Raw genomic sequence first — 26,103 nt, 5'->3', positions numbered from 1 at the left:
CTCTCCCCGGTGATTCAGGCGACATGCGCCGAATCACCCATCGGCAGCCCGTGCACCACCCGTCGCACCAGTTCCAGGAACACCGTGGCGGCCCGCGTCAGCTCGTCCGCCAGTTCGACGGTGACCTTGCCGGTGATACCCGCCTGCGCGGCTGCCCGCGTCGCCGAGTTGGCGGCGAAGAACGCCGCCCATTCCTTCAGCTCGGGCGCGACGGAGTCGAGCAGCACCCAGCCGCTCGCCGGGCGGGCCCGGCCCCGGTGCGGACGGCCGCGGGCCTCCAGTACCGCCGCGGCGCCCCGCAGCGCGGCGAGATAGGCGCCGATGAACCGCTCCGCGGGATCGTTTTCCCGCTCTGCTTCGGCGAGCCCCCGCCTCGCCTGCGCGTACAAGGAGACCGCCGCGGGTGGTGCCGGCGGGCGCAACGACATGGGCAGGGCGGGCTGCGCGGTGCCCCCCGGCCTCTCGGCTTCGTCGGGGGACACGACCGAAACGGACATGACGACCCTCCTCCTGTACGTGAGCGCCGGCCGGTGCCCGGCGCCGAGGCGCTTCCCCCGCCCCCGCGCCGGGCACCTACCGGTGCGCGCTCACCGAATGTCGAACGTCTGTTCGAACAACTCCAATGTAACCCTGAAGTGCTCATTTCTTCAACCCCGTAGCGGGGTGATCGCCGCATGTGGTGCGGGACACGGCATCGGCCACGTGATCTCATAGGCGTATGAGCACCATCGACCATCCCTCGGTGGCCAAGGTCGCGGCCGCGCTCGCCGAGGCGGGCCAGCAGGCCGCCGCGGACGGGATCCGGATCCTCCCCGCCGAAGTCCGCACGGCCGCCCAGGCCGCCGAAGCACTCGGTGTCGAGGTCGGCGCGATCGCGAACAGCCTCGTCTTCCGCAGCCGCACCGGCGGCACCGAAACGGCCCTGCTCGCCCTGACCTCCGGCGCGCACCGCGCCGACACCGGTCTCCTCGCTTCGCTGACCGGCGCCGACGAGATCGGCAAGGCGGACGCGGATTTCGTCCGCGCGCACACCGGGCAGCCGATCGGCGGCGTCGCCCCGGTCGGTCACCCGAAGGCGTTGACCACCCTCGTCGACACCGCGTTACGCGCCCACGAAGTCGTCTGGGCGGCCGCCGGCCATCCGAAGTCGGTGTACCCCACGACGTTCGACGGCCTCGTCGCGCTGACCGGGGGCACTCCCGCGGACGTCGCGGGCGACAGGCAGGATGGGCGCCCGTGACCGCGATGTCCTCGGAATGCACCCGCTACGTCCAGCTGTCCGCGGACGAGTTCCGCGCCCGGCTCCCCGAGGCGCTGACCATCTACGTCAACGCCATGCGCTACCCCGAAGGCACGGCGGAGCAACGCGCGCCGATGTGGCTCACGCACGCGCTGCGCGAAGGCTGGCGCTGCATGGCCGCGCTCGACGCGGACGGCGTCCTGCTCGGGCTCGCCTACGGCTACAAGGGCCGCGGCGGCCAGTGGTGGCACGAACAGGTCCGCCACGGCCTGACCCGTCGCGAGGGCCAGGCCGCCGCCGAGCACTGGATGTCCGACTACTTCGAGCTCACCGAGATCCACGTCAGCCCCGAAAGCCAGGGGAAACGGATCGGCGAAGACCTCCTGCGACGGCTGCTCGACGGCGTGCCCAGCGCCCACGTCCTCCTTTCCACGCCGGAAGGCACCAGCCGGGCCTGGAACCTGTACCGGCGCGTCGGATTCGTCGATGTGCTGCGGGACTACCACTTCGCCGGGGATCCGCGGCCCTTCGCGATCCTCGGCCGGACGCTGCCGCTCTAGGGTTTCGTGTAGGCGACCGCGAGCGCGGCGATGAGCACCACCGCGCCGCACCAGCCCACGGCGCCGAGCCGTTCCCCGAGCACGGCCATGGACAGCAGCGCGGCGGTCAGCGGTTCGAGCAGCGCGGACAACGCGGCCAGGACCGGATGCGCGCTTTCGAGGCCACGGAAGTACGCGGCGTACGCCAGCGCCGTGGGCACGACGCCGAAGTAGACGACGAGCGCGAGCACGTCGGCCTGAAACGGCACGGCCATCCCGAACCACAACGCGGCGGGAGTGAGCGCGGCGCCGCCGATCAGGCAGCCGAAAGCCGTGGTGGGCAAGGGATCCAGCCCCTCGACGCGGGTCGCGGTCACGAGTGTCAGCGCGGCGAACCCGGCCGCGGCGAGCAGGGCGAACAGCACTCCGGCGACGTCGGCTTCCTGCCCTGGCGTCCATTGCAGCAGCGCGAGCCCGGCGAGCGACCCGGCCAGGGACACCGCCGTCCACGCTCCGGGCAGGCGGCGGGTTTTGACGACCGTCGCGACGGCGAGCAGCACCGGCGCGCTGCCGATGGTGGTCATCGTCGCGACGCTCACGGAACTCAGCGAGACCGAGGCGAAGTAGCTGGTCTGGAAGAGCGCGAACAACCCGCCGACCGCCAGGAGACGGCGACGGGCCTGTGGCGTGCGGGGAAGGCCGCGAAGGCCTCCGGTGAGCCAGAGGTAGCCGGTGGCGATCACGCCGCCGATGAGCAGCCGGTACGCGGCGACGCTCAGCGGATGGAGCCCCGCCCGGGAGGCGAGCAGGGATCCGGCGAGGCCGCCGGTCCCCCAGAGGACCCCGGCGAGGACGAGCGCGGCCGACGATCGGGCGCGCGTGGGTACGGCAACGGACATGGGGAAACGCTCCTGCGTCTGTGTCTGTCGGAAAGGACGTCGACGACGCGGGGTGCTTCAGTGCAGCACGGATCGGCCGGGCGGCGGGAACGCCGCGCGGCCGGAGACACCCCGCTCAGGAGGCGGGGGGTGGGGTGACGAGAAAGATCCGGTGCACGAGGGGAACGTATCAAGGCGGGCAAGTGGATAAAGCTGAAGGACGCTTTCCCCGCGTGTGATGCGGGGAAAGCGTCCTTCGGCTCAGTCCAGCGCGGCCAGCATCTCCCGCAGGGTGTCCAGCCCCATCCCGCCGAGCGCCAGCGCCCGCGTGTGGAACTGCTTGATGTCGAACGCGTCGCCCTGCCGCGCGCGGGCCTCCTCGCGGGCGGTGAGCCAGAGCCGTTCGCCGAGCTTGTACGACGGCGCCTGCCCCGGCCAGCCCAGGTAGCGGTCGATCTCGTCGTGCACGTGGGCCGGGTCGGTGACGGTCCGGGTGAGCATGAACTCCAGGCCCAGCTCGGGTGTCCACCGTTCGCCCTCGTGGAAACCGGGGCCCGCCGGGATTTCCAGTTCCAGGTGCATGCCGATGTCGACGATCACCCGTGCGGCGCGGAACAGCTGCTCGGACAGCATGCCGAACAGTTCGCCGTCGTCGGCGAGGAACCCGAGGTCCTCCATGAGCCGCTCGGAGTACAGCGCCCAGCCCTCGGCGTGCCCGGAGGTGAACGCGAGCAGCCGCTGGTACTTGTTCAGCGACTCCGACTGGTCGACCGCGGTCGCGATCTGCAGATGGTGACCCGGCGCGCCCTCGTGGTAGACGGTGCTGACCTCGCGCCAGGTGGTGAACTCGTCCCGGCCCTGCGGCAGCGACCACCACATGCGGCCGGGGCGGGAGAAGTCCTCGCTCGGACCGGTGTAGTACGCGCCGACGGTGCCGCCGGGCGGGGCGATCTTGCACTCCAGCGCCATCACTCGGTCGGAGATGTCGAAGTGCTTGCCGCGCAACGACTTCAGCGCGTTGTCGGACAGGTTCTGCATCCAGGCCTGGAATTCCGCCCGGCCACGCACGGTGTACTTGGGGTCGGCGTCGAGGGCGGCGGCCGCCTCGGCGAGGGAGGCGCCGGGTTTGATCCGGCCGGCGACCTCGCGCATCTCCGTTTCGAGGCGGGTGAACTCGGCCCAGCCCCAGGCGTAGGCCTCGTCCAGGTCGAGGGTGGCTCCGGTGAACACCCGGGACCACAGCTGGTAGACCTCGGCGCCGACGGCGTCCTTGACCGGCGCCAGCGGGGCGAGTTCGGCGCGGAGGAAACCGGCGAACTCCGCGTACGCCTCCTGGGCGGCGTGAGCGGCCTGGCCGAGTGCGGCGCGGAGCTTCTCGTCGATGTCTTTCGCACCGGAGGCGAGGGTCTCGAAGAAACCGGTCTCGTCCTTCAGCCCGGCCCAGGTTTCGGCCTGTTCGGCGACCTTGCCGACCTGCCGCAACGCCGCCACCCGGCCGGCGTCCGCGGCCGCGAGCAGCGAGGTACGGAGACCGTCGAGCGCTTCGGGCACCCTCGCCATCCGGGCGGCGATCGTCGCCCAGTCCTGCGCGGTCTCGGTGGGCATGAAGTCGAAGACCATGCGCAGTTCCTGCACCGGGCTTTCGATCACGTTCAGCGCCGCGATGTCGAGGCCCGCTTCGTGGATTTCGAGGTTCAGCGCGATCCGCTCGCTGAACACGGCCTTGGCCGCGCGCTCACCGTCGTCGACCGGTTCGGCCGCGGCGATGTCGGCCAGTGCGCGCGCGGCGATCGCGGCCCTGGCCGCGTGCCCGGCGGGCGAGTAGTCGGTCAGCTGGTCGTCGTATCCGGAGATACCGAATGTCGTCGCGGCGACCGGGTCGGCCGCGGCGTACTCGTCGACGTACCGGTCACAGATCTCGTGCACACTTCGCGCGGTTGAAGCCATGACCGGCACGCTACCGGGATCGCGGGCGACTTCGGTACGGAGTTACGCCCGGGCGGGGACCAGCCCGAGCCTGCCGACCACCTCACGCGTGGCCTTGGACCGGTTGAACGTGTAGAAGTGCAGGTCGGGGACGCCTTCGGCGATGAGCCGCTCGCCCAGTTCGGTCACCGCGTCGATACCCGCGGCGCGGAAGGCCTTCGGATCGTCGGCCAGCGGCTCCAGCCGGTCCAGCAGCCGCCGCGGCGCGGGCGCGCCGGACAGCTTGATGGACGTGTGCAGCGTCCGCGGCGTGGTCAGCGGCATGATGCCGGGGATGACCAGCGCCTCGCAGCCGGTGGCCGCCACCCGGTCACGCAGGCGGAGGAAGTCCTCCGGTTCGAAGAACAGCTGCGCGATCGCGAAATCCGCGCCCGCGCGCAGCTTGCGCACGAGGTATTCGGTGTCGGCTTCGAGGTTGGCCGAGCGAGGGTGGCCGTACGGGAAGGCCGAGACGCCGACGCAGAAGTCGCCGAGCGAACGCACCAGTTCGACGAGTTCCTCGGCGTAGTTCAGCCCGTCCGGATGCGGGACCCAGTCGCCGTAGACGTCGCCCGGCGGGTCGCCCCGCAGCGCGAGGATGTTCCGCACGCCGACGGCGGCGTACCAGCCGATGACGTTGCGCAGTTCCGCGACCGAGTGGTTCACGGCGGTGAGGTGCGCCATCGGCACCAGCGTGGTTTCGGTCGCGACGCGGGCGATGCTGCGGATCGTGCCGTCCCGGCTGGAGCCGCCGGCGCCGTAGGTGATCGACATGTACGCCGGGTCCAGCGGCTCGAGTTCCCGGATCGACTTCCACAGCACGGCCTCGTCGGCCGCGTCCCGGGGCGGGAAGAACTCGATGGAGAACACGGGTCCATCACCCTGCAACCGCTCGACCACCGACGTCATACGGCCCATGTTAAGGGGGAATGTCCGCTGGCTGGGAGCCCCCTCTCAGGCTATGGACGGGCGACTTCAGCCACGTACGAGCGGTTGCCGACGGGAGCCGACCTGGGGAGACTCGGTGACGAGCACAGGGAGCCGCCATGAGCGCCGAAACCGACACCAGCTGGGATGAGGACGTCCGCGTGGCGGTCTACCGCGCGTTCGCCGAGCACGGGAGGCCGCCGACCGCCCCGGAACTGGCCGACGCCGCCCACGGATCGCTCGCGGTGGCGAAACAGGCACTGCACCGGCTCGCCGAGCGGCGGCATCTCGTCCTCGACGAATGCGAGCACGTCGTGCTGGCGCATCCGTTCGCGGCGATCCCGCTCGGGTTCTCCGTGATGGGCGAGCGCACGTTGTGGTGGGGTGGCTGCGCGTGGGACGCGTTCGCGATCCCGCATCTGGTCAAGGGCGAGCCCGAAGTGCTGGTGTCCACCCGCTGCCGCGGCTGCGGCGAACCCCAGGCGCTGATGGTGAACGACCGGACCCCGCCGAAGGGTGGCCTGGTCGCGCATTTCCTGGTCCCGGTGGCGCGGATGTGGGACGACGTCGTGCACACCTGCGCCAACCAGCGCCTGTTCTGCGCTGAGTCCTGTGTGGACGAATGGCTGGTGGAAACGGGGCAGGACAAGGGTTACGTCATGGATCTGGCGACGCTGTGGCGGCTCGCGGCCGGCTGGTACGACGGCAGGCTCGACCACGGCTACACCCGCCGGGACCCGGCCGCGGCGGCCGCGTACTTCGAGCAGGCCGGGCTGAGCGGACCGTTCTGGCACTAGACGAGGAACCGCAGCACCGCCGTGACGACCACGCCGCAGAGGATCGCGGCGAGCACCGGCACGCGCAGCACGTACGTCACCGCGATCGCGGCCAGACCGGCGCAAAGCGTCCAGTCGAGCCCGGACCAGGCAGGGCCGGCCACGTCCGTGAGCACGAGACCGGCCAGCAACGCGGGCGCGAGCAACGCGATCACCCCCGCGAGCCGCGGCGGCAGCGTCCGGTCGCCGAGCAGGACCGGTCCCGCCGCCTTGAACCCGATGCTGACCAGCGCCACCAGGACGATCGCGAGCCAGAGCGTCATCGCCGAACCCCCAGCCCGACCAGCGCGGCGGCCGAAGCGCCGATCAGCGCGAGCCCGACCGGGACGAACAGCACCAGGATCCCGGCAAGGCAGGCGGCGAGCGCCGCGGTCGGCACCGCCTGGCGCGACCGGCGCAGTTCGTCGATGAGCAGGACCAGGAAGAAGCCGGGGAACATGACGTCGAGCCCGAACCGGGAGACGACGTCCGGCGGCGGCGCGGCCAGCACCCCGAGCACCGTCCCCAGCACCCACGCGGGCAGCTGGACGAGCGTGCAGCCGATGAGTTTCTCGCGGTCGAAGCGTCCTTCGCCGAGGTGGGCGGCGACCCATGAACCGTCGACGACGGCTTGGCCTTCCCACGCACGGCGCAGACGCCCGCCGCGCAGGTCGGAGGCGACGGCGGCGCCCATCGGCAGGAACCGGGCGTTGATCAGGGCCGCCGCGCCGACCGCGACCGCGAGGTTGCCGCCGCCCGCGAGCGCGGTGGCCATCGCGAACTGGGCCGAGCCGGAGAACACCACGATCGAGGCGACGATGGGGGCGGCGATCCCCCAGCCGAGGGTCTGGCTGTACGCGCCGAAGGTGACACCGAGGACGAAGGTCGCGACACCCAGTCCGAGCCCGACACGGGCGCCGGCCAGATAGTTCCGCCGGCGCGTCGACGTCTCTGTCATGGTTCGACCCTAACAAGCTAAACTCGTTTTGACCATTAGGAGGATTCGTGGACGGCCACTGGGACGGGTACGACAGCATCGGCGGGAGCGTGCCGTTGGACCTGGTCAACACCGTTTCCTGGCGGCGCGATCCGGCCCGGCGGGAAGACCGGCTTTCGGCTCCGGAACGGCTGTCCGAGTGGGTCGTCCTGGTCGGCGCGGGCACCGGACGGCTGGAGATCTCCGAAGCCGTCCTGGAGGCGGTGAAGGGCTTCCGCGAGACGCTGTATCGCGTGCTGACGTCGGATCCGCCGGACGTCACGGCGTTGCGCGAGCCGCTGCTGGCGGCGTACCGGCACGCCGAACTCCCGCCGTCCCTGCCGCTGCGGTGGCAGGTGCCGCTGGTGGACGACACCGCGTTGCCGCACTTCCTCGCGCTGGCGGCCGAGGACCTGCTCCGGTCCGGGGAGCTGGAACGGATCCGGGAGTGCGAGGGCCCCGGCTGCGGCTGGATCTTCACCGACCACACGCGCAACCGGTCGCGGCGCTGGTGCAGTTCGTCGGACTGCGGGAACCGGGCGCGGGCGAAGCGGCACTACGACAAGACCCGCAGTTAGTCCTCTGAATGCGGTCCTTGCGCGTGCAACTACCGCATTCAGAGGACGGAATGCGGCGAGTTCCGCCACATTCGAAGGCACCCGACTGGGTCACGACGACGTCCTTCCCGGAGGATGTGCTCATGGACACGTCCGCCTACGACGCCGATCTGCCCGCCCACGTCGAGCGGGCGCTGGCCGGATTCCTCGAGCGCGCCGGTGCCGAAATCCGCCGCACCGAGCCGACGGTCGGGGCCGGGATCGACGCGCTGGCCGGATTCGTGCTGGGCGGCGGCAAACGCCTGCGCCCGACGTTCGCCTGGTGGGGCTGGCGCGGCGCGGGCGGCGACCCGAGCGGGCCGGACGTCGAAGGTGTCCTGCAGGCGGTGGCGAGCCTGGAGCTGATCCAGGCGTGCGCGCTGATCCACGACGACCTCATCGACTCCTCCGATTCGCGCCGCGGTTCGCCGACGGTGCACATCGCGGGCGCCAAACTGCACGCCGACAGCGGCTGGCTGGGTTCGCCGAGCACGTTCGGGCTCGCGACCGCCGTCCTGGTCGGCGACCTCGCGCTGGCCTGGGCCGACGACATGTTCGGCGAGGCCCCGCTCCCGCCCGCGGCCCTCGCGGCGGCGCGGCCGGCGTGGCGCGCGATGCGCACCGAAGTACTCGCCGGGCAGTACCTCGACGTCCGCACCCAGGCCACCGGCGACGCCTCCCCCGAGGCGGCGCTGCACATCTGCAAGCTCAAGACGGCCGCGTACACCGTCCAGCGCCCGCTGCACCTCGGTGCCGCGCTCGGCGGTGCCGACGACGCCCTGATCGCGACGCTGCGCGAGTTCGGCGACGAGGTCGGCGTGGCGTTCCAGCTGCGGGACGACCTGCTCGGCGTGTTCGGCGACCCGTCGGTCACCGGCAAGCCCGCGGGCGACGACCTGCGTGAGGGCAAGCGGACGCTGCTGGTCGCGCTGGGTCTCCAGCGGGCGGCCGAACAGGGCAAGGACGCGGCGGCGAAGGTCATCTCCGACGCCATCGGCGACGCGCACCTGTCCGAAGACGCCGTCGAGACCGTGCGTGAGGCGTTGCAGGACGTCGGCGCCGTCGACGCGGTGGAACGCCGTATCGACGAGCTCACCGACTCCGCGATGGCCGCGCTGGACCGCGCCCACCTGGCCGAACCCGCTCCCGCCGCGCTGACCGGGCTGGTCGTCAAGGCGACCCAGCGGACCTACTGATGCGCACGGTCACCGGTCCGAGTGACCACGTGGTGGTGATCGGTGGCGGGCTCGCCGGGCTGTCGGCGACGCTGCACCTGCTCGGCGCCGGACGCCGGGTGACCCTGCTGGAGCAGGACAAGTCTCCCGGCGGCCGGGCCGGACAGGCGGATTTCGGCGGCAACACCGTCGACACCGGTGCCAGCGTGCTGACCATGCCGGAACTGCTCGACGAAGCCTTCTCCGCCGTCGGTGATTCCCTGGCGGACAACCTCACGCTGACCCGGCTCGACCCCGCGTATCGCGCGCGGTTCGCCGACGGCAGCACGATCGCCGTGCACACCGAGGCGGCGGCGATGGAGGCCGAGATCCGCGAGGCCGCCGGTCCGGCCGAGGCCGAGGGCTACCGGCGGCTGCGCCGCTGGCTGACCGAGCTGTACGCGGTGCAGAAGGACCACTTCATCGGCGCGAACTTCGATTCGCCCTTCGATCTCGTGCGCCCGGAGCTGGCGAAGCTGGCCGCGCTGGGCGGTTTCGGACGGCTCGGCCCGAAGATCGGCGGTTTCCTGCGCGACGACCGGGTGCGCCGGCTGTTCTCCTTCCAGGCGCTCTACGCGGGGCTCGATCCGGCGCGCGCGATCGGCGCGTACGGCGTCATCTCCTACATGGACACCGTCGGCGGGGTCTACTACCCGTCGGGCGGGATGGGCGAGATCGCGCGGGCGATGGCGAACGCGGCCGAACGCGCCGGCGCGGAGCTGCGCTTCGGCACCGAAGCCGCTTGGCTGGAAAGGGTTTCCTCGCGGGTGCGCGCGGTGCGGACCCGCACGGGCGAGCGGATCCCTTGCGACACCGTGGTTCTCGCGACCGAACTAGGCACCGCGTACCGGCTGCTCGGTGCCCGCCCCCGGCGTCCGCTGCCGCTGCGGTACTCGCCGTCGGCCGTCGTGCTGCACGGGCACGCGCCGAAAACGTGGCCGGTTCTGGGCCACCACACCATCTTCTTCGGCCACGCCTGGGAGAAGACGTTCTCGGAGATCATCCGCGAAGGCAAGCTGATGAGCGATCCTTCGCTGCTGGTGACCAGGCCGACGGCGACCGAACCGGCCCTCGCGCCCGGCGGCGACCAGGTGATCTCGGTACTGGCCCCGGCGCCGAACCTCGTCCGCGGCAAGATCGACTGGAACAGGGTCGGGCCCGCGTATCGCGCGGAACTCCTGCGCACGCTGGAAAAACGCGGCCTCACCGGTTTCGCGGACGACTTCTCCGTCGACGAGATGATCACTCCGGCGGGCTGGGCGGAACGCGGGCTCACCGCGGGCACGCCGTTCTCGCTCGCGCACACGTTCGCCCAGACCGGCCCGTTCCGGCCGGGGAACCTGATGCGGGCGGTGGACAACGTCGTGCTGGCCGGCTGCGGGACCACGCCGGGCGTCGGCATCCCGCCGGTGGTGATCTCCGGCAGGCTCGCGGCGGGAAGGGTCACCGGCCGATGAGCGAACTCGACGCCGCGGGCATCACCGAACCGGCGTTGCGGGCCGCGTACACCGCATGCCGCCGCATCAACGCGCACTACGGCCGCACCTTCTTCCTCGCGACCCGGCTGCTGCCGCCGCGGACGCGGCCGTTCGCGCACGCGCTGTACGGCTTCGCGCGCATGGCGGACGAGGTGGTCGACAATCCCGCGCCCGGCACCGATCCGGCGGTCGCGCTGGACGAGGTCGCCACCCTGGTCGCGCGGGTCTTCGACGGTGACACACCCGCCGATCCGGTGCTGACGGCGCTCGCCGACACGGTGCGGCGCCACGACCTCGACCGCGACCTGTTCGACGCGTTCCTGCGGTCCATGGCGATGGACCTCAAGATCACCGAATACGCGACCTACGCCGATCTCCGGGAGTACATCCACGGTTCGGCCGAGGTGATCGGCCTGCAGATGCTGCCGATCTTCGGCACCGTCGTCCCGGTCGAGGAAGCCGTGCCCGGCGCCGCCGCGCTGGGCGAGGCGTTCCAGCTGACCAATTTCCTGCGCGACGTCGGCGAGGACCTGGACCGGGGACGCCTGTACCTGCCGACCGAGGAACTGGCCGCGTTCGGCGTCGACCGCGAGCTGCTCGAATTCTCCCGCGCTCGCGGACTGCCCGACCGGCGGGTGCGGCGCGCGCTCGCCGTCGCGGTGGCACGCAACCGGGCCGTGTACCGCCGCGCCGAAGCGGGCATCCCGTTGCTGCGCGAGGAATCCCGTGACTGCGTGCGGACCGCGCTCGTGCTCTACGAAGGCATCCTCGACGAGATCGTGGCCCTCGGGTACGACGTGTTGAACACGCGCGCGGTCGTGCCCCGCCGCCGCCGTCTGGGTGTCGCGCTGCCGAGGCTGCTGACGAGCACGTGGAGCAACTCCAGGCTTAGGCTGCGATCATGACCTCTGCTTCGAACAGGAAGATCCGGATCGGCGTCCAGCTTCAGCCCCAGCACGCCGAGTACAAGGCGATCCGCCGGGCGGCTTCGGAGGCCGAAGAGCTCGGTGTGGACATCGTCTTCAACTGGGACCACTTCTACCCGCTCTACGGCGAGCCCGAAGGGCTGCACTACGAGTGCTGGACGATGCTGGGCGCTTGGGCGGAGTCGACGTCGCGGGTCGAGATCGGCGCGCTGGTGACGTGCAACAGCTACCGCAACCCCGAACTGCTCGCCGACATGGCCCGCACCGTCGACCACATCTCCGACGGACGGCTGATCCTCGGCATCGGCTCCGGCTGGTTCGAAAAGGACTACGACGAGTACGGCTACGAGTTCGGCACCGCGGGCGGGCGGCTCGACGACCTGGCCGAGGCCCTCCCCCGCATCGAGAGCCGGTTCGGCAAGCTGAACCCGGCGCCGACCCGCAAGATCCCGGTGCTGATCGGCGGTGGCGGCGAGAAGAAGACGCTTCGCCTGGTCGCGAAGCACGCCGACATCTGGCACGGCTTCGGCGACCCGGAGGTGGTGGAGCGCAAGGTCAAGATCCTCGACCAGCACTGCGCCGACGTCGGGCGCGACCCGAAGGAGATCGAGCGTTCGGTCGCCGTCGACGGTGAGCCCGAGGAACTCGGCCCCAAGCTGCTGGACCTGGGTGTCTCGCTGTTCACCGTGGCGACCGGCGGACCCGACTACAACCTCGACAAGCTGCGGTCCTGGATCGAGTGGCGGGACAAGCAGCAGTCCTGACCCGCTCCTTCACGCGCCATGAAAGGTCCTTTCCTTGCAAATTTTGCAAGGAAAGGACCTTTCATGGCGTTCGGGACCGATCGCGCCGGTGAGCCGCCACCCGCTCCCGGGTAGCGCACCGCGCCGAGCAGTACCGCCGCGGGCTCCCGCCACCCAAGTGCGCGAAGGGCTTCCCACAGCCCGAAGCGGCACACAGCCCGCCCGGCGGCGCCTGACGGTCCGACAGCAGCACGGCCAGCGCCAGCGCGGACGACGTCACCAGCCACGCGCCCCACGGCCCGTCGTCGTCGGCGTCCACGTGGAGATGCCAGCCGAACCCGTCCGCGTGATCGGTCAGCCGCGGCGGATGCGCGTACCGGGCCAGCAGCCGGTTGAGCACGCCGGCCGCCTCCGCGGCATCCCGCGCCGCGAACACCTCCCGCAGTTCCTCGGCCGCCTCCCGCAACGACGCGACGTCCGACGGCGCCAACTCGACCGACGTTTCGCCGTGCGCTTCCAAGACGGAACGAACCGAGGAAGCCGACGGATCCGGCGCCAGCAGCACGACCATCAGATCCACCGCCCGCTGCGCCGCCGCCCGTGCCGACCGGCCGGGCAGGAAATCCCGCTGCGCTGAAGTCATCCCTCACTGTAACGTCTCATCCATGAGAAGCCGTTACAGGCTCGCCGTCTACCTGACCGGGGCGACGGTCGCCAGGACCGGCGACGAACTGTCCGGGCCTGCGTTGCTCCTGCTGGGACTGAGCGTCGACGGCTCGGCCGCGACCGGGTCCGCGCTGCTCGCGGGCCTGACGATCTCCGCGGCGGCGGGCGGGCCGCTGCTCGGCGCCCTGCTCGACCGCAGTCCCCGGCCGGGACGGCTGCTGGCGTGGGCGCTGCTCGCGTACGCGGGCGGGCTCGGCGCGGTACTCGCGTTGGTCGAACTCCCCGCGGCGATCGTGGTGGCCGTCGCGGCGGGGCTGCTCAACCCCGCGTTGGCGGGCGGCTGGACGGCGCAGCTGCCGCAGGTCCGCGGCGGGACACCGCTGGAGCGGGCGAGCACGCTGGACGCGATGACGTTCACCGCCGCGAGCCTCGCCGGGCCGGGACTCGCCGGGCTCGTCGCCGCGTACGCCGGCGCCCCGGCCGCCGTGGCGCTCGCGATCACGCTGGTCGCGGCCGCGTTCCCCGCCGCATGGTCGCTGCCCGCCACCGAGGCGAAGCCCACGAGACCGATCCGCCGTCAGCTCGCCGACGGGTTCGCGGTCCTCTTCCGCAACCGCGCGCTGCTGCGGGCCACCGCGACGTCCACCGTGTCCTTCGTCGGCATCGGGATCGCCGTGGTCTGCTATCCGCTGCTCGGCGCCCAGCGACTGGGGAATCCGGGGTTCGGCGCGCTCCTGCTCACCGTGCTGGCCGCCGCGTCCCTGGTCGCGAACGCCGTGTTGGCCCGCAAACCACCGCCGCCGGATCGCACCGTGTTCGCCAGCACCCTCCTGCTGGGCGCGAGCTTCCTGCTCGCGGCGGCAGGCCACGGCATGATGCTCCTGCTGGCCGCCGCCGTACTCGCCGGATTCGCGGAAGGACCCCAGCTTTCGGCGCTGTTCGCCATCCGGCATCGCGAGGCGCCCGCGGCGGTGCGGGCTCAGGTTTTCACGACGGCGGCGAGCGTGAAGATCACCGGCCTCGCGGTCGGAGCCGCGGTCGCAGGACCGTTGAGCGCACTCTCCGTAACCGCCGCGCTGGGTGCCGCGGCGGGATTCCAGCTCCTCGCGGCTGCGACGTATGTACTGGTCGGAACGTCCGGGCGGACTAGAACGCCATCGCCTGCGCGCGCCGCTTGACCTCGGTGCCGTGGCTGGTGCGGAGCGCGTTGACCGGGGTGGTCCCGGGCAGGGTCTCGTCCTCGGCGAAGAGCCAGCGCAGCATCTCCGTCCGGCTGAACCCGGAGTCCGCGAGCACGGTGATGGTGCCCGCCAGGCCCTTGACCACGCCGTCCTTCACCAGGAACGCGACCGGGACGTACAACTCACCCTTGCGCCGGACGGCGATCAGGTGGCCGTCGCGCAGCATCTGGCGGACCTTGTTGGCCGAAACGCCCAACGCGGTCGCGACCTCCGGAAGAGGGAGAACGGCCACATCGGCATCGAGAACGTCGTCGGCGACGGGAATACCACTCACAGGTGACACTGTGCCACATTCCGTCTCCCCCTCCGTTAGTGCGCATGGGTGACGGCCACGAGCCATGACGGACAGTGCCCGCATGGTCACGGATACCGCCGATTCGACGAAATGTCGAGAATCGTGATCCCCGGCGACCCAGGTCCCGTACACCAGAACATGGGTACTTCCGTACGATCCATAGCCGTGACACGCACGGACCCCACGCTGGTGGGCACTCTGCTCGAGGGCCGCTACCGGGTGGACAAGCTGCTCGCACGCGGTGGGATGTCGTCGGTGTACCGCGGCGTCGACACCCGCCTGGACCGCCAGGTCGCCATCAAGATCATGGACCCGCGGTTCGCCGACGACAGGTCCTTCGTCGAACGCTTCGAACGGGAAGCCCGTTCGGCGGCCCGGCTGCACCACCCGCACGTGGTGGCGGTGCACGACCAGGGCTTCGACACCCCCGGCGGCGAGGAGTCCGGCCGCGCGTTCCTGGTGATGGAGCTCGTCGACGGCGGCACCCTGCGCGAACTGCTCGCCGAACGCGGTCCGCTCGACGTCGCGCTCGCGCTGAGCATCACCGAACCGGTCCTCTCCGCGCTGGCCGCCGCGCACGCCGCCGGTCTGGTGCATCGCGACGTCAAACCGGAGAACGTCCTCATCGGCCGCGGGGGGACCGCGCTGTCGGGCGGCGTGGTCAAGGTGGGCGACTTCGGGCTGGTCCGCGCGGTCGCGAGCGCGGGCACCACGAGTTCGAGCGTCATCCTCGGCACCGTCGCCTACGTCTCGCCCGAGCAGGTCGCGACCGGCGCGACCACCTCGCGCGGCGACGTCTACTCGGCCGGGATCCTGCTCTACGAAATGCTCACCGGACGCCCGCCGTACACCGGCGACACCGCGCTCTCGGTGGCGTACCGGCACGTCAACGACGACGTCCCGCGCCCGAGCGAGCTGCGGCCGGGTATCCCGCCGCAGCTGGACGAGCTGATCCTGCGCGCCACGCGCCGCGACCCCGAGCAGCGACCGGCCGACGCCGCGGCGTTCCTCGCCGAGCTGAACCATCTGCGCACCGTCCTCGGCGTCCCGGCGGTCCCGGTGCCCGTCCCGCTGCCCGCCGACGCCGACCGCGAGACCGACGCCGAGCGCACCACCCCCGGTATCCCCGCCGTCCCCGCGGTGGCTCCGGCCGTGGCCGCGACGACAGTGCTGCCCCCGATCGCCGAGGCGACCCTTCCGGTCACCGGGCCGCGCGGAACGCAGGCGCTGCACCGCGAGCCGCAGATCCCGGCCGCGCAGCCGCCCCGCACGCCTCCCCCACGGCCCAAGCCGGCCGCGGACGACGAACAGCCGGGGTCGCGCAAGCGGCTCTACCTGATGATCGCGGCCGCGGTACTGGTGCTCGGCGGCCTGATCGGCGCGTTCGCCTTCATCCTCAACGACTCCGGCCCGACGTCGTCGTCGGTGCCGAAGCTGACCGGGATGAACCAGGCCGCCGCCGGTGACGCGCTCCGGTCGGCGAAGCTGACCCCGGCCTACACCGAGGAGTACAGCGACACCGCCGCCCAGCACACGGTGATCCGCTCCGACCCCGCGGAGGGCACGTCGCTCGCGCCGGGCGCCACGGTCAACGTCGTGCTGTCGAAGGGCCGTCCGATCGTGCCGGACATCCAGGCCGGGACGAGCCAGCAGGACGCGGAGACGGCGATCAAGGCCGCGCAGCTGACGCCGGTCCAGGGCGAGCAGGAGTACAGCGACGTCGCCAAGAACAAGGTGGTCCGCGTCGACCCGGGCCCCGGTTCGCAGCTGAACATCGGCGGGCAGGTCACGATCATCCTGTCCAAGGGCCCCGAGCCGCTGCCGCCGGTCCCGGACGTCACGGGCCAGAGCAAGGACGCCGCGTTCCAGATCCTGCAGCAGGCGGGCTTCCAGCCGTTCCAGGCCGGCGAGGAGTTCTCCGACCAGTTCGCCGCCGGTCAGGTGATCCGCACCGACCCGAAGGGCGGCGGCAAGGCGAGCAACCGCCGGATCGGCGTGTTCGTTTCGAACGCCGTCGAAGTACCGAACGTGACCTTCAAGCGGATGGAGGAGGCGACCCAGATCCTGAAACAGGCGGGTCTGGAGCCGGACCGTCAGGGTCGCGGAAACGGGAACGGTCACGGCGGCGGAAACGGTGGTTTCGACTTCGTCCTGGAGCAGGATCCGCAGCCGGGCACCAAGGTGCCGAAGGGCACGAAGGTGAAGATCAAGGGCTTCGGGTGACGCGAAAGGTGCTTTGAAACCGTTCAGTACCGGCATGGTCATCGGCTACCGTGAGCGCATGGTGGTAGTCGACGGCGTGAACGGCAGGTCGGACAGCTTCACCCCGCGTTCCGCCGCGCCACGATGAGCTTCTTCACGGACGGTCCGCGCAGCCGCCCCCTGTTCCCGGTGCCGGAACAGGAGCTGTTCGGCTACAACGGCCGCCCCTGGGTGGAGACGCCGCACGAGTACATCGTCCCGGCGATCCTGCCCTGGTCGATGCCGCTGGGCCGCGCCGAACGGACCATCGTGGCGCTGCGTGGCATCGAGGTCTGGCCGGAGTCGGTGTCCTTCCAGCTGTCGGTGTACTCGCGGGATCTCCTGCTCGACGAACCCGGCGAAGGCCTGATCGACCACCGCCGGGTCCCGGACTACAACGCGCTGCTGGTCGGGGTGCTGTTCCCCGACGGCAGGCGGGCCAGTTCGGAGACCATCTCCGTGCCGTCGGCCACCAAACCGGATCAGCCGGTGCTGCGCGCGCAGGGGCTGGGCGGTTCGGCGTTCCACGTCGACCACGAGATCTTCCTGTGGCCGCTGCCGCCCGACGGGCCGCTGGAGTTCATCGTCCAGTGGCTCGACCGCGACATCGAGGAGTCGCGCACCTCGCTCGACGGCACCGCCATCCGCGACGCCGCCAAGGAGGCGGGCGAGATCTGGCCCGGCCTGCCCGCCCAGAAGTCGCACGGGCTGCCCGTCCGCCGGGTCGGGGCCCAGGCGATGATCACCCCGGCCTGGCCGCGCGAATCGCAGGCCCCGCCCCCGCTGCCCCAGCCATCGTCCCCGCCCCCCCGCTTCGGACCAGCCGCGGGGCGCCCCGCTGCCGACCCGCCTCCCCCGCCGGGCCCGCTGAGGGGCCGGGACGGCTTAACCAAGGGTGGCTCGGCTACCTACCGGCTTAGGCTCACGGGTCCGTGGAGGTTGTGGAGGCGTGTCGCGAAAGCCACTTTCGGGACATCAGACGTCTCGAAAGTGGCTTTCGCGACATGATCGCCAGGGGTGGTACCGGGCCCTGCCACAGCCGACGTTGCGAAAGTGGCTTTCGCAACGTTGAAGGTTGCGAAAGTGGCTTTCGCAACCCCCCTCCGGTCAGGTTCGGCACCCAGCACAACCACGGCGAGCAAGGAACGCCGCCACAGAGTGGGGCGTGCACGTATGGCGTCCCACCGGTCACGCGAAACCACCCGACCGTAGGTACCTAAGACAACTTTGGCTCCAACCGTCCTGCTCAGCGGAACGCTTCGACGTTCGCCACCGCCCACTCCGCGTAGGTGACACCGGGCCGCCCGGTGAGTTCCTGGACGACGCCGGTCGGCTTGTCGGGGTTCTCGGTGAAGTACGCGAAACCGTCGAGCAGCCACTCGGCGATCTCGGCCGGGACCCCGGCGGCGGCCCACTGCTTGTTCGCCTCTTCCCTGGTGAGTTCCTGGAAGACCACCTCTTCGCCGAGCGCGGCCGAGATGGCGGCGACCTGTTCGCGCTGGCTGATCGCCGTCGGCCCGCTCAGCGTGTGCTTCTTGCCGACGTGCCCCTCGGTCAGGATGACGTGGGCCGCGACGGCGGCGATGTCCGCGAGGTCGATCGGCGTCATCCGCGACTCGGGGTAGGCCTCGCGGACCACCCGCTCGGCCTTGATCGTCTCCGCCCAGCCGAGGGTGTTGTTCATGAACGCGCCCGGCCGCAGGAACGTCCAGTCGAACTCCGCCTCCCGGACGGCCTTCTCGATGATCGCGTAGTCCACGCCGCTCGAGTTCTCCACCGGGTCGTCGGCGTTGCTGCCCGACAGCGCCACCACGCGGCGCACCCCGGCCTCCTTCGCCAGCTTCACGAAGTCGTCCACCTTCGCCGCGAGCGGCGCCAAGTACACGGTCTCGATGCCTTCGAGGGCTTCCGGCAGCGTCTCCGGTTTGCCCAGGTAGCCCTTGGCGACCTCCACCTGCTCGGGCAGCGCCGCCTTCGCCGGGTTGACGGTCAGCGCCCGCACCGGCGCGCCGGCCTCCACCAGTTCGTCGACGAGCAGCCTGCCGACGCTTCCGGTCGCACCGGTCACCAGGATCGTCACGATTCCCCACTCCTTTTCGTACGCCCTACGGATCAGATTAACCGTACCTCATACGAGAATGTAGAATCCAGCTTCACGGCCGAGTGGAGTGTGGATGGACTTCGAGCGCAGCCTCGATCTGTTGTGGCGTGACCGCGGCGAAGCCCGGCAGCCGACCAGGGGACGAAAGCCCAAACTGACCCTCGACCAGGTGATCGCCACCGCCGTCGCGCTCGCCGACCGCGTGGGCGAGGCGACCGTGTCGATGAGCCAGATCGCCAAGGAACTCGGCGCCGGCACGATGACGCTCTACACCTACGTCCCCGGCAAGACGGAACTGCTCGATCTCATGGTCGACTTCGTGCTCGCCGAACGGAACCTCCCCGGCCCCGGCGATCCGCGGCCGGACGGCTGGCGCGAGCAGGTGCGGCTCTACGCCGAGCGCACGCTGGCCGTGTTCCGGGCGCATCCGTGGCTGCGTTCGACGTCCATGGTGCGGCCGGTGCTCGGCCCCGGGCTGATGGCGGGCCAGGAGTACGTGATCGCGGCGGTGTCGAACATCGGGCTGGAACCGCGCAAGGCGGCCGCGGCCGCGAACAGCATCGAGATCTACGTGCAGGCCAACGCGACGCTTTTCGCCGAGACGGCGCAGGTCGAGCAGGAGACCGGGGAGTCGACGGACGCCTGGTGGGGGCAGCGGTCGGTGTTCTGGGAGAAGTACTTCGACGTGACGCGGCATCCGGCGATGACGCGGATCTGGGAGAGCGGCGGCTACGACGCGGACACCTGCGAAGCCGCCGACGAGACCTTCGCGTTCGGCCTGGAACGGATGCTGGACGGCATCGAAGCCCTCGTCACCCGCTGAACGCCCCGCGTTTCGTCCTCTGGATGCGGTAGTCGGCGATACGAACTACCGCATCCAGAGGACGAATTGCAGGCTCGAGTGTTCGTGCCCGATTCAGGTGTTTCTCGCTGGGGTCGTGAGTGGTAAGTAGCGTTCTAACGCTACTTACCACTCACGAGCCCCAGTGCCACGTCGGGGGCACCGCATCCGGAGGACGAAACGCGTCAGGAGACGGTGGGCAGGTCGGGGGCCGACACGTCGAAGACCTTGCCCTCGCGGGTGAGCAGCGCGGCCAGGACCTTCGCCTTGCGTTCGGTGTCGGCCGAGGTCCCCCACCGCACGGTCTTCCCGTCGGCCAGCGCGAACTCGACGCTGCCGGGGGTCTTCGCCGTCGCGGTGGTGACCTGCTTGAGCAACTGCTGCGGGATCACGCCGAGGACACCGGTCACCGCGCGGGTCACCGGATCGTCGGCCGAGACCAGCGGAAGTTTGAGCTCGGGCAGCCCGGCGGGCCGTTCCTTGACGGTCTTGAACACCACTCCCCCGCCGTCGACGAGGTGCACGCCGTCGCCGCCGGGCCCGCTGTCGAAGAACGCGATCGCGGTCCGTTCGGTCACGGTGATCTCGAGGGTGCTCGGCCACGACCGGGAGACGTCGACGGTCGCGATACCGGGCATCTGCGCCACCTTGTCGCGGATCTCGTCGGTGTCCAGGCGCAGCATCGGCTTCTGGTCCGGCACCGCAGCCGCGGCGCGGATCTGGTCCGCGGGCACGGAGCTCGCTCCGACGACGTCGACCTGCTGCACCCCCAGCATCGAGCTGAACCACAGCAGGTAGACGAGGGCGACGGCGGTCAGCACCGAAAGCAGCGCGACCCAGCGCCGCCGCAGCTCCTTGTGCCGGGTCGGCCGGGCGGAACGGCGGCGGTCGTCCGCCGACCGCCTGCCGCGCCGCTGCTTCAGCCGTTGAGTCCGTTCGGCCCGTGGGGTCCGCTTGACCCGTTCGGAGCGCGGACGCCGACCGGGTTCGGCCGGGCGGCGCCGTTCCCCGGTCTGTGTCATGACTACTCCGCCCGCCGGTCCAGTTCGGCCAGGATCTCCGGGCCGAGCTGCGTGACGTCGCCGGCGCCCATGGTCACCAGCAGGTCGCCGGGTTCGACCAGATCCGCCGCGAGCTTCGCCGCGACGTCGAACGCGGGCTGGTAGTGCACGGGGACACCGGAGATCTGGTCGGCGATGAGCGCGCCGCTCACCCCGGGTTCCGGCTTCTCGCGCGCCCCGAAGACGTCCAGCACGACGACCTCGTCGGCCAGCGACAACGCGGCCGCGAACTCCTTCGAGAACGCCTTCGTGCGCGAGTACAGATGCGGCTGGAAGACCACGACGACCCGGCCCTGGCCCGCGGCCGTCCGCACCGCGCGCAGCTGCGCGTCGACCTCGGTCGGGTGGTGCGCGTAGTCGTCGTACACGCGGACGTCGCCCGCGCGGCCCTTGAACTCGAACCGCCGCCGGACGCCGCCGAACGCGGCCAGCCCTTCGGCCAGTCCTTCGATCGGCGCGCCGAGCTCGATCCCGGCCAGCAGCGCGGCGATCGCGTTCAGCGCCATGTGCTCACCCGGCACCGCGACCCGGAGGACGATCTCCTCGCCCCGCAACGAGATCCGGACGACGCCGCCGTCCGGCGCGGGGGCGTAGTCGAGCACCTTCGCGTCGTCCGCGCCGGTGACCGACCGCCCGTAGCGGCGGACGCGGATGCCCCGCTCCGCGGCCAGTGCGCCCAGCTTCCCGGCACCCTCGTCGTCACCGCAGACGATGAGCAGCCCGCCCGGCACGATCCGGCCGAGGAAGTCGGCGAACACCGAGACGTACGCCTCGGCCGTGCCGTGGTGGTCCAGGTGGTCCGGCTCGACGTTGGTCACCACGGCGACCGACGGCGAGTACGCCAGGAACGATCCGTCGCTCTCGTCGGCCTCGGCGACGAAGACCCCGCCCTCGCCGTGGTGCGCGTTCGCGCCCGACTCGTTGAGGTCGCCGCCGATGGCGAACGAAGGGTCGAGACGGCACTGCTGCAGCGCGACGGTCAGCATCGACGTCGTCGACGTCTTGCCGTGCGTCCCGGCGATGCAGGCGACGCGGTGTCCCTCCATCAGCCCGGCCAGCGCCTGCGCGCGGTGCAGCACGGTGATCCCGCGTTCCCGCGCGGCCACCAGTTCCGGGTTGTCGTCCTTGATCGCGGTCGACACGATCACCGAGGACGGGCCTTCGGGGAACGCGTCGAGGTTCTCGGCGCGCTGGCCGACGGCGATCTCGGCGCCCTGGGCGCGCAGCGAAAGGAACGCGCGCGACTCCTTGGCGTCGGAGCCGGACACCTGGACACCGCGGGCCAGCAGGATACGGGCGATGCCGCTCATCCCGGCACCGCCGATCCCGATCAGGTGGGCACGCGTGAGCGTGTCGGGGAGTTGATCAGGCACCTGCGGCCTCCAGCACGATCTTGGCAAGGGTCTCGTCGGCCTCACGGTGACCGAGGCCGACCGCGGCCGCGCTCATCTTCGCGATCCGGTCGGCGTCGGACACCAGCGGGATCACCAGCTCCGCGACCTTGGCGGGGGTGAGGTCGGCGTCGTCGACCATCAGTCCGGCACCGGCGTCGACCGCGGGCCGGGCGTTGACCGCCTGTTCGCCGTTGCCGTAGGGCAGCGGGACGAACACCGCGGGCAGGCCGACCGCGGACACCTCGGCGACGGTCATCGCGCCGGAGCGGCACAGCACCGCGTCGGCGGCGGCGTACGCGAGGTCCATACGCTCCAGGTACGGCACCGGGACGTACGCGGGCCGTCCGGGGAACTCCTGGACGACCAGCGTGTTCTTCGGCCCGTGGGCGTGCAGGACACCGACGCCGGCGTCCGCGAACTCCTTGGCCGCGCCGGAGACGGCGCCGTTGATCGACACCGCGCCCTGCGAACCGCCGAAGACCAGCAGGGTCGGGGCGTCGGGGTCGAGCCCGAAGAACTCGCGGGCTTCGGCGCGCAGCGCGGCCCTGTCGAGCGACGTGATGGAGCGGCGCAGCGGGATGCCGATGACCTCGGCCTTCGCCAGCGGCGTCCCCGGGACGGCGACGGCGACGCGGACGGCGAACCGCGCGCCGACCTTGTTCGCCAGGCCCGGTTTCTCGTTGGCCTCGTGCACCACGATCGGCGTGCGGCCGCGCGCGGCGAGGTACGCCGGGAGCGCGACGTACCCGCCGAAGCCGACGACGACGTCCGCGCCGACCCGGTCCAGGACCTCGCGGGTGCGCTTGACCGCGTCGCGGACCTTCAGCGGCATCTTCAGCAGTTCGGGTGTCGGTTTGCGGGGCATCGGCACCGGCGGGATCAGCTCCAGCGGGTAGCCCCGCGCCGGGACGAGCTTGTTCTCCAGCCCGCGCTCGGTCCCGAGCGCGATGACCTTCGCGTCGGGGCGCAGGCGCATCACCGCGTCGGCGAGGGCGAGTGCTGGTTCGATATGCCCTGCGGTACCACCGCCGGCGACCACGACCACCGGCGCTTTGCCGGCGATCTCGCCTGAAGCGCCACCTCTGACGGGGTTGTTCACCTATGACCTCTCCGGTTTGCGGTACCCCGTTTCGCGGTACCGCGGTTCACCGCCGTTCGCGCGGCCGTCCTCCTGCCGGGCTCCCGTACCGAACGGCGCCGCTCCTGTGCGGGCGAAGGCCTCGCCGTCCTCGGCGCGGGCCTCGCCGCCTTGGCGGCGCCTCCCCTGGCCGCGCCGCCCTTGCGCTTGGCTGGCGGGCGGTACGGCTCGGGCGCGGGAAGCCTCAGCAGGCGTCCGAATTTACCTGGCCCCTGCGAGCGCAGTGCGGCCACCGCCTCCGGTTCGTGCCGGGCGGCGTTGGCCAGGATCCCCATGATGAGCATGGTGATCACCAGCGACGTCCCGCCGTAGGAGATCAACGGCAGCGTGACCCCGGTGACCGGCAGCAGGCCGACGACGTAGCCGATGTTGATGCCGGCCTGCGCGACCAGGAAGACGGTCAGCGTGCCGGACACGATGCGGATCCACGGGTCGAGGTTGCGGGTGGCGATCCGCAGGCCGACGACGGCGACCCCGGCGAACAGCCCGAGCACCACCGCGCAGCCGATGAAGCCGAGTTCCTCGCCGATCAGGGCGAAGATGAAGTCGTTCTGAACGTTGGGCAGGTAGCCCCAGTTGGACTGGCCCTGGCCGAGGCCTTTGCCGAGGAACCCGCCGTCGGCGAGCGCGAGTTTCGCCTGGTTGGCCTGGAAACCGTCCGCGCTGGTGTCCGGGTCGCCGGAGACGAACGACATGACCCGCGCCAGCCGGTACGGCGCGATGATCGCCAGCACCAGGATCCCGGCCAGGCCACCCGCGAGGATGACCCCGAACAACCGTTTCGGCGCGCCCGCGAACCACAGCAGGGCCATCAGCACCACCGCGAGGGTGATCGTGCCGCCGAGGTCGGGCTGCATCATGACCAGCGCGAACATCAGCAGCGCGATCGGCACGACCGGGACGAGCAGATGCCGCCACTGGTTGATGATGTTGTACTTGATCACCAGGATGTGCGCGCCCCAGAAGGCCAGCGCGACCTTCGCCGCCTCGACCGGCTGGAAGGCGAACCCCCCGAGCCGGAACCAGCCCTGCGAGCCGTTGACCGTGGACCCGAGCGGGGTCAGCACCAGCACGAGCAGCCCGAGGCACACCACCGTCGCCGTCGCAGACAGCCGCCGGACGCGTTCCAGCGGCACCCGCAGCCCGATCCAGAACACCACGGCGCCGATCGCGACGAACATGAGGTGCTTGCTGAACTGGGCGTACACGCCGGTGCCGGTCTTGGGGTTGTACGAGGCGACCGAGGACGCGGACAGCACCATCACGATGCCGATCACGGTCAGCACGCCGGTGAGCGCCAGGACCAGGTGGAACGAAGCGAGCGGCCGCGAAAGCCAGGCCGTCAGCGCGGTGCGGAAGGCGACGAACGGGCTTTCCTTGCGTTCACGGCGCTTGCGCTGCGCGGGCTCGCGCTTTCTTTCCTCAACCGCCGTCACTGGTCTCCCCCGCACCGTCGCGCAGGACACGGACCGCGCTCGCGAACGCGTCGCCGCGTGCGCCATAGCTCGAGTACATGTCCAACGACGCCGCGGCGGGGGCCAGCAGCACCACATCTCCAGGGCGCGCCAGGGCGCGGGCCGCCTTCACCGCCGCAGTCATGGTGTCATCGTCACCCGAAGGGAGGCTGTTCACCGGGACATCCGGCGCGTGTCGCGCGACAGCGGCGGCGATCACGGGTGAATCCACGCCGAACAGCACGACTCCGCGCAGCCTTCCGGCGATCGAGCCGACGAGTTCGTCCACGGAAGCGCCCTTGAGCTGGCCACCGGCGATCCAGACGACGTTCAGATGCGCGCGCAGCGAACCGCTCGCCGCGTGCGGGTTGGTCGCCTTGGAGTCGTTGATGTAGCGGACGCCGTCGATCTCGCCGATCTCCTCGGCCCGGTGCGGGGCGGGCCGGTACTCGCGCAGACCCTTGGCGACGTCCTCGCCGGTGACGCCGTACGCGCGGGCCAGCGCCGCCGCGGCGAGCGCGTTGGAGACGTTGTGCGGACCGGCGGGACGCACGTCGGCCAGCGTGCCGAGTTCGTCGGCGCTGGTCGCCGGATCGGCCACGAAGGCGCGGTCGACCAGCAGGTCTTCCACGATCCCGAGTTCGCCGGGCCGCGGGGTGTCCATGCCGAACGCGACGCGGCGGGCGTCGGCGGGCGCGTGTTCGTCGGCGAGCCGGGCGGACCACTCCTCGTGGAGGTTGTGCACGACGTTCCGGGAGTGGGTGTGGACCCGGCCCTTCGCGGCCGCGTACTCCTCCATCGAGCCGTGCCAGTCGAGGTGGTCCTCGGCCAGGTTCAGCACCACCGACGCGAGCGGGGCCAGCGTCGACGACCAGTGCAGCTGGAAGCTCGACAGCTCCACGGCCAGCACCTCGTGTCCCGCACGCACCGCGTCGAGCACCGCGAAACCGACGTTCCCGCAGGCCACGGCGTCGACCCCGGCGGTACGCAGGATCGACTCCAGCATCCCGACCGTGGTGGTCTTGCCGTTGGTGCCGGTGATCGCGAGCCACACCGGCGGCTTGTCGCGCAGCTGCCCGACGCGCCACGCCAGCTCGACGTCGCCGATCACTTCGACACCGGCTTCGGCCGCCGCCACCAGCAACGGCGACGTCGGCTTCCAGCCGGGGCTGGTGACGACCAGCTCGACGTCTCCGGGCGGCTCGGTCAGGCCCGGCACCAGCTCGGCGCCGAGCCCTTCGAGCTCCGCCAGCCGTTCGGCGTTGCCGTCGGTGACGGTGATCCGCGCGCCCAGCTCCGCCAGGACGGGGACGATCGACTTGCCGGTGACCCCGGCTCCGGCGACGAGGACGTGACGCCCGGCCAGCTCCACCG

General features: G+C 71.2%; 25 protein-coding genes and 1 pseudogene. 12 read left to right on the top strand and 14 right to left on the bottom strand.

The window, feature by feature from the left end; genetic code table 11:
* Positions 1-14: 14 nt before the first annotated feature.
* Positions 15-497, bottom strand: coding sequence for an SAV_6107 family HEPN domain-containing protein (locus tag ACSMFO_RS32270; RefSeq protein ID WP_007029300.1), 483 nt, complete (start codon positions 495-497; stop codon positions 15-17).
* A gap of 221 nt (positions 498-718) precedes the next feature.
* Here ACSMFO_RS32270 and ACSMFO_RS32265 point away from each other — a divergent pair, with 221 nt between their 5' ends.
* Both ACSMFO_RS32265 and ACSMFO_RS32260 read left to right on the top strand, forming a co-directional pair.
* Positions 719-1,240: a YbaK/EbsC family protein gene (locus tag ACSMFO_RS32265; protein ID WP_436461600.1), complete on the top strand. Its 522-nt coding sequence runs from the start codon at positions 719-721 to the stop codon at positions 1,238-1,240.
* Positions 1,237-1,800 carry a GNAT family N-acetyltransferase gene (locus tag ACSMFO_RS32260; RefSeq protein WP_016332697.1) on the top strand — a complete coding sequence of 188 codons (564 nt, stop codon included), beginning with the start codon at positions 1,237-1,239 and terminating at the stop codon, positions 1,798-1,800. The genes ACSMFO_RS32265 and ACSMFO_RS32260 overlap by 4 nt, the downstream gene beginning before the upstream one ends.
* Here ACSMFO_RS32260 and ACSMFO_RS32255 read toward each other — a convergent pair.
* From ACSMFO_RS32255 to ACSMFO_RS32245, 3 genes are all read right to left on the bottom strand, one after another.
* Positions 1,797-2,678, bottom strand: a complete 882-nt coding sequence (locus ACSMFO_RS32255) for a DMT family transporter (protein ID WP_038516381.1) — start codon at positions 2,676-2,678, stop codon at positions 1,797-1,799. The two genes, ACSMFO_RS32260 and ACSMFO_RS32255, sit on opposite strands and share 4 nt — an antisense overlap.
* A 240-nt stretch (positions 2,679-2,918) precedes the next feature.
* A complete protein-coding gene (locus ACSMFO_RS32250; protein ID WP_436461599.1) occupies positions 2,919-4,604 on the bottom strand; it encodes a DUF885 domain-containing protein in 1,686 nt (561 codons plus the stop codon).
* A 42-nt stretch (positions 4,605-4,646) separates the two neighbouring features.
* Positions 4,647-5,531 (bottom strand): methylenetetrahydrofolate reductase, encoded by an 885-nt coding sequence (locus ACSMFO_RS32245; protein ID WP_436461598.1) that lies wholly within the window; start codon positions 5,529-5,531, stop codon positions 4,647-4,649.
* A gap of 137 nt (positions 5,532-5,668) precedes the next feature.
* On the opposite strand from ACSMFO_RS32245, the gene merB reads away from it, so the two are divergent.
* Positions 5,669-6,346, top strand: coding sequence for an organomercurial lyase (merB, locus tag ACSMFO_RS32240; RefSeq protein ID WP_436461597.1), 678 nt, complete (start codon positions 5,669-5,671; stop codon positions 6,344-6,346).
* On the opposite strand, the gene ACSMFO_RS32235 is transcribed toward merB, so the two are convergent.
* Both ACSMFO_RS32235 and ACSMFO_RS32230 read right to left on the bottom strand, forming a co-directional pair.
* Positions 6,343-6,648 carry an AzlD domain-containing protein gene (locus ACSMFO_RS32235; RefSeq protein ID WP_378414728.1) on the bottom strand — a complete coding sequence of 102 codons (306 nt, stop codon included), beginning with the start codon at positions 6,646-6,648 and terminating at the stop codon, positions 6,343-6,345. The genes merB and ACSMFO_RS32235 overlap by 4 nt on opposite strands.
* Positions 6,645-7,322 (bottom strand): AzlC family ABC transporter permease, encoded by a 678-nt coding sequence (locus tag ACSMFO_RS32230; RefSeq protein ID WP_436461596.1) that lies wholly within the window; start codon positions 7,320-7,322, stop codon positions 6,645-6,647. The genes ACSMFO_RS32235 and ACSMFO_RS32230 overlap by 4 nt, the downstream gene beginning before the upstream one ends.
* 47 nt (positions 7,323-7,369) lie before the next feature.
* On the opposite strand from ACSMFO_RS32230, the gene ACSMFO_RS32225 reads away from it, so the two are divergent.
* The 5 genes from ACSMFO_RS32225 to ACSMFO_RS32205 all read left to right on the top strand — a co-directional run bounded on the left by ACSMFO_RS32225 (position 7,370) and on the right by ACSMFO_RS32205 (position 12,318).
* Positions 7,370-7,918 (top strand): CGNR zinc finger domain-containing protein, encoded by a 549-nt coding sequence (locus tag ACSMFO_RS32225; RefSeq protein ID WP_436461595.1) that lies wholly within the window; start codon positions 7,370-7,372, stop codon positions 7,916-7,918.
* Between the two features lie 122 nt (positions 7,919-8,040).
* Positions 8,041-9,132, top strand: a complete 1,092-nt coding sequence (locus ACSMFO_RS32220) for a polyprenyl synthetase family protein (protein WP_073846748.1) — start codon at positions 8,041-8,043, stop codon at positions 9,130-9,132.
* A complete protein-coding gene (gene crtI, locus ACSMFO_RS32215) occupies positions 9,132-10,607 on the top strand; it encodes a phytoene desaturase family protein (protein ID WP_436461594.1) in 1,476 nt (491 codons plus the stop codon). Before ACSMFO_RS32220 ends, crtI begins: the two co-directional genes overlap by 1 nt.
* Positions 10,604-11,533 carry a phytoene/squalene synthase family protein gene (locus ACSMFO_RS32210; protein ID WP_436461593.1) on the top strand — a complete coding sequence of 310 codons (930 nt, stop codon included), beginning with the start codon at positions 10,604-10,606 and terminating at the stop codon, positions 11,531-11,533. The genes crtI and ACSMFO_RS32210 overlap by 4 nt, the downstream gene beginning before the upstream one ends.
* On the top strand, positions 11,530-12,318 hold the full coding sequence (locus tag ACSMFO_RS32205; protein WP_436461592.1) for an LLM class F420-dependent oxidoreductase: 789 nt from the start codon (positions 11,530-11,532) through the stop codon (positions 12,316-12,318). The genes ACSMFO_RS32210 and ACSMFO_RS32205 overlap by 4 nt, the downstream gene beginning before the upstream one ends.
* Positions 12,319-12,379: 61 nt before the next feature.
* On the opposite strand, the gene ACSMFO_RS32200 is transcribed toward ACSMFO_RS32205, so the two are convergent.
* A complete protein-coding gene (locus ACSMFO_RS32200; protein WP_436461591.1) occupies positions 12,380-12,940 on the bottom strand; it encodes a CGNR zinc finger domain-containing protein in 561 nt (186 codons plus the stop codon).
* Positions 12,941-12,962: 22 nt separating this feature from the next.
* Here ACSMFO_RS32200 and ACSMFO_RS32195 point away from each other — a divergent pair, with 22 nt between their 5' ends.
* Entirely contained in the window at positions 12,963-14,141 is a 1,179-nt protein-coding gene (locus ACSMFO_RS32195) for an MFS transporter (protein ID WP_436461590.1), read from the top strand.
* Here ACSMFO_RS32195 and ACSMFO_RS32190 read toward each other — a convergent pair.
* Positions 14,110-14,478: an Rv2175c family DNA-binding protein gene (locus ACSMFO_RS32190; protein WP_038516415.1), complete on the bottom strand. Its 369-nt coding sequence runs from the start codon at positions 14,476-14,478 to the stop codon at positions 14,110-14,112. The genes ACSMFO_RS32195 and ACSMFO_RS32190 overlap by 32 nt on opposite strands.
* Before the next feature lie 186 nt (positions 14,479-14,664).
* Between ACSMFO_RS32190 and ACSMFO_RS32185 the strand changes: the two genes are divergently transcribed.
* Both ACSMFO_RS32185 and ACSMFO_RS32180 read left to right on the top strand, forming a co-directional pair.
* Positions 14,665-16,722: a PASTA domain-containing protein gene (locus tag ACSMFO_RS32185; protein WP_436461589.1), complete on the top strand. Its 2,058-nt coding sequence runs from the start codon at positions 14,665-14,667 to the stop codon at positions 16,720-16,722.
* Positions 16,723-16,845: 123 nt separating this feature from the next.
* Positions 16,846-17,611 (top strand): annotated as a pseudogene (locus tag ACSMFO_RS32180) (hypothetical protein).
* 375 nt (positions 17,612-17,986) lie between these two features.
* On the opposite strand, the gene ACSMFO_RS32175 reads toward ACSMFO_RS32180, so the two are convergent.
* On the bottom strand, positions 17,987-18,820 hold the full coding sequence (locus tag ACSMFO_RS32175; RefSeq protein ID WP_436461588.1) for an NAD(P)H-binding protein: 834 nt from the start codon (positions 18,818-18,820) through the stop codon (positions 17,987-17,989).
* Between the two features lie 94 nt (positions 18,821-18,914).
* Between ACSMFO_RS32175 and ACSMFO_RS32170 the strand changes: the two genes are divergently transcribed.
* On the top strand, positions 18,915-19,664 hold the full coding sequence (locus tag ACSMFO_RS32170; protein WP_436461587.1) for a TetR/AcrR family transcriptional regulator: 750 nt from the start codon (positions 18,915-18,917) through the stop codon (positions 19,662-19,664).
* Between the two features lie 203 nt (positions 19,665-19,867).
* Here the strand turns inward: ACSMFO_RS32170 and ACSMFO_RS32165 are convergent, their stop codons facing one another.
* The 5 genes from ACSMFO_RS32165 to murD are packed head-to-tail and all read right to left on the bottom strand — an operon-like array spanning position 19,868 to position 26,101.
* Positions 19,868-20,704, bottom strand: coding sequence for a cell division protein FtsQ/DivIB (locus ACSMFO_RS32165; protein WP_073846742.1), 837 nt, complete (start codon positions 20,702-20,704; stop codon positions 19,868-19,870).
* A 2-nt stretch (positions 20,705-20,706) separates the two neighbouring features.
* Entirely contained in the window at positions 20,707-22,116 is a 1,410-nt protein-coding gene (gene murC, locus ACSMFO_RS32160) for a UDP-N-acetylmuramate--L-alanine ligase (RefSeq protein WP_436461586.1), read from the bottom strand.
* Positions 22,109-23,236: an undecaprenyldiphospho-muramoylpentapeptide beta-N-acetylglucosaminyltransferase gene (murG, locus tag ACSMFO_RS32155; protein WP_436461585.1), complete on the bottom strand. Its 1,128-nt coding sequence runs from the start codon at positions 23,234-23,236 to the stop codon at positions 22,109-22,111. Before murG ends, murC begins: the two co-directional genes overlap by 8 nt.
* Positions 23,233-24,711: a putative lipid II flippase FtsW gene (gene ftsW / locus ACSMFO_RS32150; protein ID WP_037343198.1), complete on the bottom strand. Its 1,479-nt coding sequence runs from the start codon at positions 24,709-24,711 to the stop codon at positions 23,233-23,235. Before ftsW ends, murG begins: the two co-directional genes overlap by 4 nt.
* Positions 24,698-26,101, bottom strand: a complete 1,404-nt coding sequence (gene murD / locus ACSMFO_RS32145; RefSeq protein WP_038516436.1) for a UDP-N-acetylmuramoyl-L-alanine--D-glutamate ligase — start codon at positions 26,099-26,101, stop codon at positions 24,698-24,700. The genes ftsW and murD overlap by 14 nt, the downstream gene beginning before the upstream one ends.
* Positions 26,102-26,103: the final 2 nt, after the last annotated feature.

Source organism: Amycolatopsis sp. w19 (assembly GCF_051373225.1).
Classification (GTDB): Bacteria; Actinomycetota; Actinomycetes; order Mycobacteriales; family Pseudonocardiaceae; genus Amycolatopsis; species Amycolatopsis japonica.
Note: the sequence above shows the minus strand (reverse complement) of the source record. Positions and strands in the feature narration are given on the sequence as shown.